This window comes from Brevundimonas sp. (assembly GCF_036659295.1).
Taxonomy (GTDB): domain Bacteria; phylum Pseudomonadota; class Alphaproteobacteria; order Caulobacterales; family Caulobacteraceae; genus Brevundimonas.
On record NZ_JAVXCU010000056.1, the window covers coordinates 1 to 14,818 of the forward strand.

The following is a 14,818-nucleotide window of genomic DNA, read 5'->3' on the forward strand; positions in this document are numbered from 1 at the left end:
CCCCTGAACCAGACGCCCGAAGGCGGCCAGCCCGTCCACACTGGTGCCATTGATACGGGTGACGACATCGCCCGCCTTCAGACCCGCAGACGCTGCCAGTGATCCGGCCTCGACCACCTGAACCTGCAATCCGCCCGACACAGGCTTGACCGTCATGCCGCGGGCAATGGCTTCGCTTTGGCCCAGATAGGTCTTGCCGGTTACGGGTGCCTCGACCGTCAGGGCCGTGCGGGCCTCGCGGCCATCGCGCAGATAGACAACCGGCAGACGGGTGCCCGCCGTGGTGATGCCCACCGCCGCCTGCACCGAACCGCCATTGCTCATCGGTCGGTCCTGCAGGCTGACAATCACATCGCCGCGTTTCAGACCGGCATTTTCAGCCGCCGAACCCGGAGTGACATCATGCACCACAGCGCCGCGCACAATATTCAGGCCCAGTTCGCGTGCGCGCGGTGCCGTCAGCGAGCCCACCACCAGCCCGACCTGACCGCGCTTGACCTCGCCATGGTCCAAAATCTGGTCCACCACAAAGCGCATGATACGGGTCGGGACAGCAAAGGCGATGCCGTCATTGCCACCGCCCATACCGCCCGAGAGGATGGCGGTATTGATACCGATCAGACGACCACGGCTGTCCAGCAGCGGCCCGCCCGAATTGCCCGAATTCACTGCCGCATCGGTCTGGATATAGTCTTCGATCGTATCGCCGCGGCCGGTACGGTTCAGGCCCGAAATCACACCCATGGTCAGGGTCTGGTCCAACCCCAAAGGATAGCCAACCGCAAAGGCCAGATCGCCGGTCTGGAGATCGTCGGAGTTTACCTGTGCCACCTGGGCCAGCCCGCTGCCGCGAACCCGCAGGACTGCAATATCGGTGTCTTCGTCGGCCCCGACCAGTTCGGCATCCAGAAAACGGCCATCGGGCAGATCGACCGTAAAGCTGCGCCCGCCGTCGATCACATGGTGGTTGGTAATCACAATACCCTTGGCGGCATCGATAATCACACCCGAGCCGCCCTGAAGCGCCTTGGGCCCGTCATCCATACCCGACGTGGCCCGCCCCATGGTGGTGACCTTCACCACAGCCGGAAGGGCGTGTTCGATGCCCGAGGCAAAGGAATAGACCCCGCGACGCGCGTCATAGGTCATGCCGCCGGAGCCGCTCTGTGCCACCGCCTGTCCGCTCCATCCAGCACAGGCCACAACCGCCACCATCAGGGCAGGTAGGGCAACAGACAGGCTTGCACCGCGTTTGCGGGCGACAGGCAGGCATTGGGACGACATTCGGCTCTCCATATTGGTGGTGCCACAGGTTTCGGACACCAGCTTAAGCTGTGTCCGACCGAACCGGAAAGCCCGATGGCCTTTATTTTGCGAACAACAGCACGACCAACAACGGTGCTGCCGAGGCCCTGTTCCCTGCGAGGGCGGGCATTTCTGCCCCGCCCCGCAAGGGCCAGTCATCAGAAGGCCGCTTCGCCCGTAATGGCCCGACCGAGGATCAGGGCGTGGACATCGTGCGCACCTTCATAGGTGTTCACGGTTTCAAGGTTCATGGCGTGGCGCATGACGTGCAGTTCGCCGGTGATACCAGCCCCGCCGTGCATGTCGCGGGCCTCGCGGGCAATGGCCAGCGCCTTGCCACAGTTGTTGCGCTTCATCAGGCTGATCGCTTCGGGCACCCATGCGCCGGTATCCAACAGACGGCCCAGAGCGTAAGCGCCCTCGAAACCGAGGAAAATTTCGGTCTGCATATCGGCCAGTTTCTTTTGCACAAGTTGGCGCGCCGACAAGGGACGGCCAAACAGGATGCGCTCGGACACATAGTCACGCGAGGCATGCAGGCAGAACTCGGCAGCCCCCATCGCGCCCCACGCAATGCCGTAACGGGCCTTGTTCAGGCACGAGAACGGACCGCGCAGACCCTGAACACCCGGCAGGATGTTGGCTTCGGGCACAAACACATCGTTCAGGCCGATATCACCGGTGATCGAGGCACGAAGCGACAGCTTGTCGCCGATCTTGCCCGTGGTGAAGCCTTGATAGTCACGCTCGACAATAAAGCCGCGGATCTTGCCATCCAGCTTGGCCCAGACAATCGCAAGGTCGCTGATCGGCGAGTTGGTGATCCAGTATTTGCCACCGTTCAGACGATAGCCGCCATCCACCGCCACAGCGGTCGTCTTCATCGAGGCGGGGTCTGAGCCGCCATCAGCCTCGGTCAGACCAAAACAGCCGACCAGTTCACCGGCCGCCATCTTGGGCAGGTATTTCATCTTCTGCTCTTCGGAACCGAAGGCATAGATCGGGTACATGGCCAGCGAGGATTGCACCGACATGGCCGAGCGGTAACCGCTGTCCACCGCCTCGATCTCGCGCGAGATCAGGCCATAGGCAACGTGGCTGGCTTCGGCACCACCATACTGCTCGGGCAGCATGGCCCCGAGGAAGCCCATTTCGCCCATCTCGGTCATGATGGCGCGGTCGAACGTCTCGTCGCGGAAAGCGGCCACCACGCGCGGCAGCAGGGCGTCGCGGGCATAGGCACGCGCCGCATCCTGCACCATGCGTTCCTCATCGGTCAGACGTCCTGTCAGATCGAACGGATCATCCCAGCGGAAGGTCTTTCCCGAAGCGTCACCCATGGCATTCCCTTTTATTTTTCTGTGTCTTGGGGGCATGCTCACACCGATTTCATCGTGATGCGACCACACAACCCCTGTTATCTTGTCCCGTTTAGGGCAAAATACCCCTGTCGGGTAGAGCAAGTCCCGACGTAACTTCCGGCTCCACGATCATGTCCAATCGCTTCCACCGTCTGTTTGTCGAACACCCCAAAGAGGTGAACGAAACCTATGTGGAGCATATGGGCGCTTCGCTGGGCTTTTGTGGCAAGCTTCTGAAGCTGGCAGGCTGCGCCTTCATCCACTCCATCGTACCGGGCCTGCACAAGTCGACCGTCTCGGATGCTGTGCGCGAGATGGCACCGGGCATGACCCGCCGCGCCCATGAAGCGCGCGACGAGCGCATGCGTAATGCCGGTGTCTGGGATGTTGGCCTCTAAGGCCTAGTCCGGCGTATTCAGTCGTTTGTAAAAGCCGTCCAGCTGGCTGCCCATGCCGCACAGTTTGGCGGCTGCGCCGTGGTCGGTGACAAACGCCCCTTCCGGCCCGATCATCACATCGATTTTAAGCGGGGTCGGGCCGATATCGGCAGCCGTCATATCGCCGTAAGCACCGCTGGACGGCACAACGCGCCCGCGCACCACGCCCTCAATGTCCTGCGGGCCTGCAATGGTCACGGCGCAATCTGCCGCTGTGGCCGCCCCCGCGGGCAATCCCCCTGCGACTAGGTTCAGCACAAAGGTGTCGCCGGTTTCTTCCAGTACGAGGGTGCCCTTTGAGGGCTCTGTGCGCTCGAACTGCGCCGCTACATCACCCGCCGCAGAAGCTTTAGCGGGTCGCGCCACACCACCCTCTGCCGGTTTGGTATCGCCGACCGCACTGGCCGTTTGCACACCCTGTGTCGCAGCATCCGGCGCGGCTGCACCCGCCTCGCCCTGCCCGCTACAGGCCGCCAAAAAAGCAGCCGAAGCCACTACACCCCAAATACGCATCCACACCTCCTACATAGCCCACAACCACAGCGCCCATGACAGAACCACCATGGCCACGATCAGCAACATTCCGGCAATCTGGATCGGCTTTAGGCGTCTTGGCAAGCTTGTCGCCGGATAACCCGAAGCCATAGCCGCAAACAGGGCAATCCCCCGTCCGGCCCAGCGGGCCTGCGGCTGGCTAGCCACATCGTCCCCGTCGGCTTCCATAAACTCGCCCTGCCGCGCCCGCTCTAGAAGCTCGCGCGCCTGATCGGCATCCCCGGCATGGCCCATCAGGCGTATGCCCAGCGCCCGCTGCATCAGGGGATCCACCGTGGTCTGGAAACGCTCGGTGACCGACACCTCGATGTCGTGGGACGCAAGGAACGCCGCCGCCAGATCGGCTTCGTACACATCGGTAAAGCGGGCGATTTCAACGAGGCTCATAGGCCAAGGCTATCAGGGCATCGGGCAAAAGAAAACGGCGGCTCCTTGCGGGGCCGCCGTCTCTATTTCCGGTAACCGGAAACCTGTTCTTACAGGTCCAGCAGAGCGCGCTGTGGGTCTTCCAGCAGTTGCTTGATGCGAACCAGGAAGGTCACGGCTTCCTTGCCGTCGACGATGCGGTGATCATAGCTGAGCGCCAGATACATCATCGGGCGGATCTTCACTTCGCCATTGATAGCCATCGGACGCTGCACGATGTTGTGCATGCCCAGAATACCCGATTGCGGGGCATTCAGGATCGGCGTCGACATCAGCGAACCATAGGTACCGCCATTGGTGATGGTGAAGGTACCATTTTGCATCTGGTCCATGGTCAGGGTGCCGTCACGGGCAGCCTTACCCAGAGCGCCAATGCCCTTTTCGATACCGGCCAGCGACAGGGTGTCGGCATCACGCAGAACCGGAACCACCAGACCCTTGTCGGTGCCAACTGCAACGGCGATGTCATAGCGGTTCTTGTAGATGATGTCGGTGCCGTCGATCTCGGCATTAACCGCCGGGATTTCCTTCAGCGCCGCGACCACAGCCTTGGTGAAGAAGGACATGAAGCCCAGCTTCACGCCGTGCGACTTCTCGAACTGGTCTTTGTACTGGGCGCGAAGGGCCATGACATTGGTCATGTCGACTTCGTTGAAGGTCGTCAGCTGAGCGGCGGTGTTTTGCGACTCTTTCAGGCGACGGGCGATGGTCTGACGCAGGCGCGTCATCTTCACGCGCTCTTCGCGGTCACCCAGTGCACGCGGAGCCGCCGGAGCAGCAGCAGCCGGAGCGGCAGCCGCAGCGCCGATAGCGGCAATCGCATCAGCCTTGGTGATGTTGCCCTTCGGACCCGAAGCGGCGATCGAGGACGGGTTCAGGTTGTTTTCCGAAACCACGCGCTGGACCGACGGCGACAGGTGAGCGCCCGATGCAGCCGGAGCCGCAGCGGCAGCAGCCTTCGGAGCGGCAGCAGCAGCCGGTGCCGCAGCACCCGAGGCCGAGATCTGCGCAATCACCTGGTTCGGGGTGACAGCTTCGCCAGCCTGTACGTTGATCGTCAGGATACCGGCTTCCGGTGCCGAGACTTCTACGGCGACCTTGTCGGTTTCGATTTCGACCAGCAGTTCGTCCTTGGCCACGGTGTCGCCCGACTGTTTCAGCCAGGTGCCCACAGAACCTTCGGCCACGCTCTCGCCCATGGTCGGGACCGTCACGTCGACGACAGCGCCATCGGTCGAGGCCGCAGCGGCAGCCGCCGGTGCGGTCGCCGGCGCCACTTCGGCAGCCGGAGCCGAAGCGCTTGCTGCGCCACCTTCGGTCACAGCACCCAGAACGGTGCCCGGAACCACGGTGTCGCCTTCAGCGGCGTTGATCGCGGCCAGAACGCCGTCGGCAGGTGCCACGACTTCCAGCGAAACCTTGTCGGTTTCCAGCTCGACGAGGATCTCGTCCTTCTTCACCGCTTCGCCGACCTTTTTGGTCCACTTGGCGATGGTCGCTTCGGTTACGGATTCGCCAAGGGCGGGGGTCAGGATGTCAGCCATTTTTCGGGGCTCTTTTTCGTAACGTATTCAATCAGGATAAAATGCGGCGGTCGCTTAGGCCATGGCCTCGGCGAGGAAGGTCTCGAGTTCCTTCAGGTGGCGGCTCATCAAGCCCGCAGCCGTCGAGGCCGAAGCCGGACGACCGACATAACGGGCGCGCTTGGCCTTCACGTCCAGCTTCTCGAGCGTCAGCTCGATCCACGGATCGACGAAGGTCCAGCCACCCATATTCTTGGGCTCTTCCTGACACCATACCAGATCAGCGTTCGGGAAGCGTGCCAGTTCCGCCGAGATCGACTTGATCGGCCACGGATAGAACTGTTCCAGACGCAGGATGTAGATGTCGTTGATGCCAGCCTTTTCGCGGGCGTCGAGCAGGTCATAGTAAACCTTGCCCGAGCAGACGATGACCTTGCGGATGTCCTTGTCGGACTTCAGCGAGACACCGGCTACGGTCGGACGCAGTTCGGCATCGTCGCGCAGCACGCGGTGGAAGCTCGAACCCTCGGCCATGTCGGCGATGGTCGAAACGGCCTTCTTGTGACGCAGCAGCGATTTGGGCGTCATCAGGATCAGCGGCTTGCGGAAGTCGCGGTGCAACTGGCGGCGCAGGATGTGGAAATAGTTGGCCGGTGTGGTGCAGTTGGCGACCTGCATGTTGTTCTCGGCGCACTGCTGCAAGAAGCGCTCGAGGCGTGCCGAGGAGTGCTCGGGGCCCTGGCCTTCATAGCCGTGCGGAAGAAGCATGGTCAGACCGGACATACGCAGCCACTTGCGTTCACCCGACGAGATGAACTGGTCGATGACGACCTGCGCACCGTTTACGAAGTCGCCGAACTGGCCTTCCCACAGGGTCAGGGTGTTCGGATCGGCCAGCGAGTAGCCGTATTCGAAGCCGAGGACAGCTTCTTCCGACAGGGCCGAGTCGATGACCTCGAAATGGCCCTGGCCTTCGCGCAGGTTGTTCAGCGGGAAGTAGCGGGCTTCGGTCGTCTGGTCGGTAATGCCCGAGTGACGTTGCGAGAAGGTACCGCGCACCGAGTCCTGACCGGACAGACGTACGTTGTAGCCTTCATCAACCAGCGAGGCGAAGGCGAGGCTTTCAGCCGTAGCCCAGTCGATGTTCTCGCCGGTGGCGACGGCCTCGCGGCGGCCTTCGATCACGCGCTTGAGCGTCTTGTGGACGTCCACGCTGTTCGGGATCGAGGTCAGGCGTGCGCCGAAGTCTTGCAGTTTTTCAGCTGACACTTCTGTACGACCGCGCCAAGCGGCATCTTCCGGCTTGTCAGCGCCCAGACCCTGCCACTTGCCATCCAGCCAGTCGGCCTTCTTGGCTTCGAAGGTCTTGCCCGCTTCGAACTCGGCGTCGAGGAAGGCCTCGAACTTGCCCACCAGACCATCGACTTCGGCTTGCGAAATGACGCCCTCGGCGACCAGACGATCGGCGTAAAGCTCACGGGTCGAACGCTGTGCACGGATTTTTTCGTACATCTTCGGCTGGGTGAAGGTGGGATCATCACCTTCGTTGTGACCGAAGCGGCGGTAGCAGAACATGTCCACCACCACGTCCTTGGCAAACTTCTGGCGGTATTCGGTGGCCACCTTGGCCGCGAACACCACAGCTTCCGGATCGTCGCCGTTCACGTGGAAGATCGGCGCAGCAACCATCAGAGCCACGTCCGACGGATACGGCGTCGAGCGCGAGAAGTGCGGTGCGGTCGTGAAACCGATCTGGTTATTGATGACGAAGTGCAGGGTGCCGCCGGTGCGGTAGCCCTTCAGGCCCATCAAGGCAAAGCACTCGGCCACAACGCCCTGACCGGCAAACGCCGCGTCACCGTGGATCAGCAGCGGCACAACCTTGGAACGATCAAGGTTCCACTCTGCGTCCGACTTGCCAACATTTTCCGGTGCTTGACGGATGTCGAAGGCCTGCTTGGCGCGGGCCTTACCCAGTACGACAGGGTTGACGATTTCAAGGTGCGACGGGTTGGCGGTCAGCGACAGGTGAACCTTGTTGCCGTCGAACTCGCGGTCCGACGAGGCACCCATGTGATATTTCACATCGCCCGAGCCCTCGATGTCCGAAGGGACGCTCGAACCACCCTGGAACTCGTGGAAGATAGCCTTGTACGGCTTACCCATAACCGCAGCGAGCGTGTTCAGGCGACCGCGGTGGGCCATGCCGAAAATAATGTCGTGAACACCGAGGCTGCCACCGCGCTTGATGACCTGCTCCAGCGCCGGAACCATGGCTTCACCGCCATCGAGGCCGAAACGCTTGGTGCCGGGGAAACGCTTGTGCAGGAAGCGCTCGAAGCCTTCGGCCTCGATCAGCTTGCCGAGGATGGCCAGCTTGCCTTCCTTGGTGAAGGCGTTCTTCTCGAACTTGTCGGCGCCTTCGATGCGTTCCTGCAGCCAGGACTTCTCGGCCGGCTCGGTGATGTGCATGTATTGCACGCCGATCGTACCGGTATAGGTGCGGTTCAGCAGGGCAACGATGTCTTTGAGGGATGCGGTTTGCAGACCCAGAACGCCGTCGAGGAAGATCTGGCGATCCATGTCGGCCGCGGTAAAGCCGTAGAATTCCGGCGTCAGCTCCGGATGGACGTGCGGCTTTTCGATACCCAGCGGATCGAGATTGGCGGCAAAGTGACCATTCACGCGATAGGCGCGGATCATCATCAGGGCGCGAATGGAGTCATGGGCGGCAGCGCGGACATGGTCCGCCGTCAGTGCGCCATCAGCAGCGGCGGCCGGAGCAGCCGGACGCGCCGCAGGCTTGCCAGCCTTGGGGTCCACTTTCGGAGCGGGCCAGCGGCCATCGAATACAGCCGTTTCTTCGGTCGGTTCGTCACCGCGATTGCGGCCCCACGAACCGGCACCCGCCGCCTGTTTTACCAGCTCGGCATTGTCCTTCAGCTGATCGAAGAAGGAGCGCCACTCAACCGACACCGATGTCGGATCATTCGCCCACTTCTCGTGCAGGTCCTCAATGAAGGCCGCGTTTGCACCGTAAAGGAAAGAGGTCTCGGCAAAGACCTGATTCAGCCGACCTGCATCGTCCGCCATTTTTCTCACACATCCTATTTCACCGCACATACCCCACGGCGGGCACGAGCGAAGTTCATATAGGCCCACTTTCCCCAATGGTCATGGCCCTAGAATGGCCAAGTGGGCGGAATTTCGTCGAATACGGTACAAAAAGTGGCATTGCGCGCTTAGTGCACCGTAACAAACCCTCACAATGCGCGAAATTCGTTCTTTATGCGTGAGAGAGCCTGTCAGAACGGACGTCTAGGCCCATACGGCTTCACTATTCCTTAACGCGCAAAAAAGGGCGGCGAAGCTGTTGCCCCGCCGCCCTTCTTGTTCAGTATCTGTCTGTTACCAGACAGAGCGGTATTAGCCCTTGAGGACTTCCATCAGGGTCTTGCCCAGACGCGCCGGCGACGGCGAGACACGGATGCCAGCGGCCTCCATGGCTGCGATCTTGGACTCTGCATCGCCCTTGCCGCCCGAAACGACTGCACCGGCGTGGCCCATGGTGCGGCCCTTCGGCGCGGTACGACCGGCGATGAAGCCAGCCATCGGCTTTTTACGGCCCTTCTTGGCTTCGTCGATCAGGAACTGGGCGGCGTCTTCTTCGGCAGCACCGCCGATTTCACCGATCATGATGATCGAGGTGGTTTCCGGATCGGCCAGGAACATTTCCAGCACGTCGATGAACTCGGTGCCCTTGACCGGGTCGCCACCGATGCCGACAGCCGTGGTCTGACCCAGGCCTTCGTTGGTGGTTTGGAACACGGCTTCATAGGTCAGGGTGCCAGAACGCGAGACGATGCCCACATTGCCCTTCTTGAAGATCGAGCCCGGCATGATGCCGATCTTGCACTCGTCCGGGGTCATGATACCCGGGCAGTTCGGGCCCAGCAAGCGCGAGTTCGAGCGGTCGAGGCGAGCCTTGACGCGCACCATGTCCTGCACCGGAATACCTTCGGTGATGCAGGTGATGAACGGGATCTCGGCTTCGATAGCTTCGATGATGGCGTCGGCAGCACCTGCCGGCGGCACGTAGATCACCGAGGCGTCAGCGCCGGTGGCGTCGCGGGCTTCGGCAACCGTGGCGTAGATCGGCAGGGTTTCGCCGTGCGAACCGGTCCAGTTGGTGCCGCCCTTGGTCGGGTGCACGCCACCCACCATCTGGGTGCCGTGATAGGCCAGAGCCTGTTCAGTGTGGAAACCGCCGGTCTTGCCGGTCAGGCCCTGCACGATGATCTTGGTGTCTTTATTGACGAGGATGGACATGTGTCTGTTCTCTGAATTCTATGTGCAGGGCTTAGGCGACAGCGGCGACGATTTTCTGGGCAGCGTCATCCAGATCGTCAGCAGCGGTGATGGCCAGACCCGACTCGTTCAGGATCTTCTTGCCCAGTTCGACATTGGTGCCTTCCAGACGGACGACCAGCGGAACCTTCAGACCGACTTCCTGAACCGCAGCGACAACGCCTTCGGCGATGACGTCGCACTTCATGATGCCGCCGAAGATGTTGACGAGGATGCCCTCGACCTTCGGGTCAGCGGTGATGATCTTGAAGGCTGCAGCAACCTTCTCTTTGCCAGCGCCGCCGCCGACGTCACAGAAGTTGGCCGGCTCTTTGCCGTACAGCTTGATGATGTCCATGGTGGCCATGGCCAGACCGGCGCCGTTCACCATGCAACCGATGTTGCCGTCCAGAGCCACGTAAGCGAGGTCCCACTTGGAGGCTTCGATTTCCTTGGCGTCTTCTTCGGTCTCATCGCGCAGTGCGCGGATGTCTTCGTGACGGTACAGGGCGTTGCCGTCGAACGAAACCTTGGCGTCCAGAACGCGCAGGCTGCCGTTTTCCATGACGATCAGCGGGTTGATCTCGAGCATGTCCATGTCCTTCTCGACGAAGGCCTTGTACAGGATCGGGAACAGCGACTTGCCGTCTTCGGCAGCTTGACCGGTCAGTTCCAGAGCCGCGTTGATCGCTGCAATGTTTTCTGCGGTGACGCCGGTTTCCGGGTTGATCGCGATGGTGTGGATTTTCTCAGGCGTGGCGTGGGCCACTTCTTCGATGTCCATGCCGCCTTCGGTCGAAACGACGAATGCGGTTTGACCGACCGAACGGTCAACCAGCAGCGAGCAGTACAGTTCGCGGGCGATGTCGGCACCGTCTTCGATGTACAGGCGGTTGACTTGCTTGCCAGCTTCGCCGGTTTGCGCGGTCACCAGGGTGTTGCCCAGCATTTCCTTGGCGTGAGCGACAGCTTCTTCGATCGAGAAGGCCAGACGCACGCCGCCCTTGGCTTCAGCGCCCAGTTCTTTGAACTTGCCCTTGCCACGGCCACCGGCGTGGATTTGCGACTTCACGACATAAAGCGGGCCAGGCAGTTGCTTGGCGGCTGCTTCAGCCTGGTCTGCGCTGGTGATGGCAACGCCTTCGGCGACCGGTGCGCCGTAGGCCTTGAGGACCTGTTTGGCCTGATATTCGTGAATGTTCATATTGGATCCGCGCCAGTGGAGAGGTTTGGGGAAACTTTGGTCGCGCTTATAGGCACCCGCATGGGGCCTACGCAACAGTCTGTCTCTTTTCGGGCGTCAGCTATTTCATTGTTCGACTAAAAAAGCCGGACAGTTCAACTGTCCGGCTCTTTTTCAAAAAATATTTCCGCACGGTGGCGCTAGTCGATCCAGTCCTTTGACAAGGTTCTGGAGGCACAGAAGTGCAGCAAAGATGCCGCCAGATAGAAGCCCATACCCGTATAGATCGCCCAGCGCAGGCTCTCGTCACCGAACACCGGACGCAACAGGTCGCTCATCCAGCCGAAATAGAAAAAGCCGACGGCGAGTCCCAGAAGGTTGTTGATCAGCAAAAAAATAGCCGAAGCGGTCGAGCGCATCGGAGCCGGAGCCAGATGCTGGACCGCCGCCGTGATCGGCCCCAGCCACATCAGGTTCAACCCTGTCGGGATCAGGAAGATCACAAAGGCCAGCACCAGCGCCATGGCATGGCTGCCACCGCCCGGCAAAAGACCGATCAACCACGGCGAGTTCATCGCCAGAATGAAGCAGGGGGCCGAGATTATAAAAGCCACCGCCGGAACCAGCGGATAGGCCCCCTTGGATTTCTTGGCCATGCGGTCGGCAATCACGCCGCCCATCCAGATCCCCAACAGACCACCGATCAGGGCAATACCGGCATAATACCAGCTGACCTGCGACAAGGTCAGATCAAAGCTGCGCATGAAGAACAGAGGCAGCCAGCCTGCTACGCCATAACCGCAGACCGAGGACGAGGCGGCCCCCAGCGACAGCAGCCAGAAGCTCTTTTTCTTCATAATGACCGAGCCGGTCGTCTTGGCGATCCACATCGAAATGCCGATGACCGCCATAAGGCCCGCGCCAAAGAAGGGAATGACCGGATTCTGGATGCCGACTTTCATCAGCGACAAAAGGCCCAGCGCCGCAAACACACCGGCAATACCGAAACAGACCAGAGCCACCTTGCGGCCAAGACCCGTATCGGTCAGCGCCTCGGCAACAACCGGTGCAACAGGCACAGCCACAGGCGCGATCTTCGCCGCAGCGGCAGCAGCGGCAGCATCCGTGCCTCCACGCTTCGGATCACGTACCGTCAGGCGAAGGATCGGCGCGACCAGCACGCCCAGAATACCGACCACGATAAAAGCAGTCTGCCAGCCATACTTCACGGCCAGCAGCCCCCCGATCAGAGTGCCCCCCGCTGTGCCCAGCGGAATACCAAAGGCAAAGGCCGCCATGGCCCGCGCCCGCTGGTTCGGCGGAAAATAGTCAGCGATCAGCGAATAGGCCGGAGCCACTCCCCCTGCCTCGCCCACACCCACGCCCATACGGAACAGGAACAACTGACCAAACGATCCGGCCAAACCGCACAAGGCCGTAAAGCCTGACCAGACCGCCAGTGCGCCGGTCATGATCCAGACGCGGCTGGTACGATCCGCCAGCCACGCCAGTGGAATGGCCAAGGTCGAATAGACCGATGCAAAAGCAATTCCGCCGAGCAAGCCGAACTGGCTATCACTCATCTGGAAATGCTCTTTCAGCGGCGCTGCCAGAATGCCGATAATCTGCCGATCCACAAAGTTCAGCATGTAAACAAAGATCAGGATCGCCAGCACGTAATAGCGATAGGCTGGTGAGGGAGTCTTATCCTCGTCGCCAACCGGTTTCTTGGCGGTACCGTCTGCAGCCTGCCCCTGGCTCATGGCGCTTCCCCTTCCGAATTCTTCTTGTTTGTTGTGACGGTAACGGCGTCACAGCCGTCTGCAAAAGAAAAAGAGCGGCGGTGATAACCGCCGCCCTTCTTCTAACCTACCAGCTCAAAGCCACGACCTAGTATTTGGCGGTGAACTTGACCATCCAGGTGCGCGGGGCACCGAAATAGGCCGTGCGGATATTGCCGATCGAGGAAAACTCCTGAGCGTCGGTCTTATAGACCTCGTCGGTCAGGTTCTGACCGTACAGACCGATGCTGTAACGGTCCGAGCTGTCCGACCAGACGACGCGGGCGTCATACAGCCAGTAGCTGTCCTGATACATGCTTTCCAGCGGCACAGCAGAGTTGGCCAAGGTGTTGTCGACGGCCAGAGCCATGCGCGAGCGGTACTTGGCCGCTGCGCCGACAACCACTGACGATCCACCATTCAGGGACCACTCGTACTGGCCACCCATACGCAGGGTCCATTTCGGCGAGAAAGCCGGATCCTGGAAGGCGCGCGAGCCACCGAAATTGGTGAAGCGTGCGTCGTTGAACTCTTTGTAGTCCGCTTCAAGGAAGCCGACCTGTGCATCCAGCGTCAGGGCAGACGTCGGCTTGGCAACAGCTTCCAGTTCAAAGCCGAAGATATCCAGCGCACCGGCATTGATGACCGACAGGACACCGACCGGAACGCCCGTGATCGGGTCGTTCTCGACACCCGAAACGCGGGCCTGGAAGTTTTCATACTTGGTGAAGAAGCTGGCCATGTTCAGGCGCAGGCGGCGGTCGAAGAAGGTGGTCTTGGCACCGACTTCGATAGTGTCTGCGGTTTCCGGATCATAGGCCGTAGATTCAGCAACGCCGTTGGCACGCCCGTTAAAGCCGCCCGACTTGAAGCCCTGCGAATAGCGGGCATAGACCATGGCATCCGCCGACAGTTCGTAGTCTGCCGACAGCATGATCGAGGTATCGTCCCACGTGCCGGTCGGCGGCGCAAAGCCATAGCTGGAAACCAGGAAGGGTGATGACGACGTCACATAGGTGAAGCGGTCATACTCTTTCTCTTCTTCGGTATAACGTACGCCCGCCGACAGACGCAGGGCGTCGGTCACGCTATAGCTGACATTACCGAAGATGGCCTTGGACGTAGATTCCAGCTGGTCATCAATAAAGCGGGTGAAGGTGTAGCTGCCGTTCCAAAGCGGCGGCACCACGAGGTTCGCCGTCAGGTCGTCATTATAGCTTTCCTGATGCGAGCCGACTTCTTCCTTGAGGTAATAGACACCGGCTACAGCATTCAGACGGTCGCCCGTATAGGTCAGCTGGAATTCCTGGCTGAACTGGTTCTGGTCAACCGCGACAAGGGCGTCGGCGATTTCCAGTTCGGTGGCGTCGAAATCGATATAGTCGTCGGTGTTCAGCTCGCGATAGCTGCTGATCGACTTCAGCGACAGGCGATCCGAAACGTCCCACGTCATACGCAGGGCCGTGCCCCAGGTTTCCAGACGGGTTTCATTCGGCAGGCCCGGCGTCGTGCGGGTTTTGAAGTTAAACTCCGGCGTCGGGTTGGGCACCGAATAGGCCGGAACACCGACCAGATTGGTCAGGTTGTTCTGGGCCTGACCGACGGTCATACCCGCATCGTCCTTCGAGTAGTCGGCATTGAAGTCGATACGGAAGTTCGAGGCCGGATCCCATGCCAGACTGGCGCGGACAGCGTTGGAGTTCTTGTCGTTATATTCGGCACCGGTCACCGGATCGGTGACATAGCCACCGCGTTCCGAGTGCAAAACCGACAAGCCCAGAGCCAGTTTATCGCTTACCGGACCCGAGACAGCGGCCTGTGCTTCGATCAGATCATAGTCGCCATAGGCCACCGAGCCACGGGCGCGGAAGTCCTGACCCGGACGGCGCGACACCAGTTT

Annotated in this window: 11 protein-coding genes; 1 reads left to right on the forward strand and 10 read right to left on the reverse strand. The window is 60.8% G+C overall.

Features of this window, described 5'->3' with window-relative positions; genetic code table 11:
- Positions 1–1,284 (reverse strand): trypsin-like peptidase domain-containing protein (locus tag RSB01_RS10240; RefSeq protein ID WP_332591816.1); only part of this gene is annotated, 1,284 nt, incomplete at its 3' end.
- Between the two features lie 179 nt (positions 1,285–1,463).
- Positions 1,464–2,645 carry an acyl-CoA dehydrogenase family protein gene (locus RSB01_RS10245; RefSeq protein ID WP_332591817.1) on the reverse strand — a complete coding sequence of 394 codons (1,182 nt, stop codon included), beginning with the start codon at positions 2,643–2,645 and terminating at the stop codon, positions 1,464–1,466.
- Positions 2,646–2,797: 152 nt separating this feature from the next.
- Here RSB01_RS10245 and RSB01_RS10250 point away from each other — a divergent pair, with 152 nt between their 5' ends.
- Entirely contained in the window at positions 2,798–3,064 is a 267-nt protein-coding gene (locus RSB01_RS10250) for a DUF6356 family protein (protein WP_332591818.1), read from the forward strand.
- Positions 3,065–3,067: 3 nt separating this feature from the next.
- Here the strand turns inward: RSB01_RS10250 and RSB01_RS10255 are convergent, their stop codons facing one another.
- From RSB01_RS10255 to RSB01_RS10290, 8 genes are all read right to left on the reverse strand, one after another.
- Positions 3,068–3,616: a hypothetical protein gene (locus tag RSB01_RS10255; RefSeq protein ID WP_332591819.1), complete on the reverse strand. Its 549-nt coding sequence runs from the start codon at positions 3,614–3,616 to the stop codon at positions 3,068–3,070.
- A 9-nt stretch (positions 3,617–3,625) separates the two neighbouring features.
- The gene (locus RSB01_RS10260) at positions 3,626–4,045 is read right to left on the reverse strand and encodes a DUF2007 domain-containing protein (protein WP_332591820.1); all 420 of its coding nucleotides are present in this window, start codon (positions 4,043–4,045) and stop codon (positions 3,626–3,628) included.
- Between the two features lie 89 nt (positions 4,046–4,134).
- Positions 4,135–5,628: a 2-oxoglutarate dehydrogenase complex dihydrolipoyllysine-residue succinyltransferase gene (gene odhB, locus RSB01_RS10265; RefSeq protein ID WP_332619618.1), complete on the reverse strand. Its 1,494-nt coding sequence runs from the start codon at positions 5,626–5,628 to the stop codon at positions 4,135–4,137.
- 54 nt (positions 5,629–5,682) lie between these two features.
- Complete coding sequence (locus tag RSB01_RS10270; protein WP_332619617.1) at positions 5,683–8,700, reverse strand: 2-oxoglutarate dehydrogenase E1 component; 3,018 nt, start codon at positions 8,698–8,700, stop codon at positions 5,683–5,685.
- A 333-nt stretch (positions 8,701–9,033) separates the two neighbouring features.
- Positions 9,034–9,936, reverse strand: a complete 903-nt coding sequence (sucD, locus tag RSB01_RS10275) for a succinate--CoA ligase subunit alpha (RefSeq protein ID WP_332590450.1) — start codon at positions 9,934–9,936, stop codon at positions 9,034–9,036.
- 31 nt (positions 9,937–9,967) lie between these two features.
- The gene (gene sucC, locus RSB01_RS10280; RefSeq protein ID WP_332590451.1) at positions 9,968–11,158 is read right to left on the reverse strand and encodes an ADP-forming succinate--CoA ligase subunit beta; all 1,191 of its coding nucleotides are present in this window, start codon (positions 11,156–11,158) and stop codon (positions 9,968–9,970) included.
- Between the two features lie 179 nt (positions 11,159–11,337).
- Positions 11,338–12,900 carry an MFS transporter gene (locus RSB01_RS10285; RefSeq protein ID WP_332590452.1) on the reverse strand — a complete coding sequence of 521 codons (1,563 nt, stop codon included), beginning with the start codon at positions 12,898–12,900 and terminating at the stop codon, positions 11,338–11,340.
- 127 nt (positions 12,901–13,027) lie between these two features.
- Positions 13,028–14,818, reverse strand: a 1,791-nt coding sequence (locus RSB01_RS10290) for a TonB-dependent receptor (RefSeq protein ID WP_332625420.1), incomplete at its 5' end; no start/stop codon positions are given.